The 419-nt window shown below is 73.7% G+C and carries 1 protein-coding gene; it reads right to left on the reverse strand.

Annotation, left to right across the window (positions count from 1 at the left end; all coding sequences use genetic code 11):
• Nucleotides 1-419 (reverse strand): glycosyltransferase (locus EQG76_RS01665; protein WP_159710027.1); only part of this gene is annotated, 419 nt, incomplete at both ends.

The raw sequence follows: 419 nt of genomic DNA on the forward strand, positions 1-419 counted from the left end.
GCCCCTTCTCCGGCGAGATCCGTCCGACCATCAGCAGCCGTTGGATCGGGCCGGGCGCGCGGTCGGCCGGTGCCAGGGCCGGTGGATCGATGCCGTTGCCGATCGGCCAGATCCGCCCGGCCGCGTCTGGCACATGGGCGCGCAGCGCCTGAGCCAGCCAGTCCGAGCAGGTGACGATCGCGGCGAAGGGTGCCAGCCGCGCGGCTGTCTCGGCGGACGGCAGCCTGGTCAGCATGTCGTCGTGCAGATGGAGCACCAGCGGCACGCCCGGCAGGGCCTGGCGCAGCAGCGGCCCGGCCTGGGTCGAGGTCATCACATGGACGATGCTCGGAGCCAGGGTCGCCAGCCGTGCCGCCGCACCGCGGAAGTAGGTCCGGTAGTAGGCCCCGCGCATCAGGCGCGGCAGGGGCCGCGGATCG

The sequence above is a fragment of the Geminicoccus flavidas genome (genome assembly GCF_009806515.1).
Classification (GTDB): Bacteria; Pseudomonadota; Alphaproteobacteria; order Geminicoccales; family Geminicoccaceae; genus Geminicoccus; species Geminicoccus flavidus.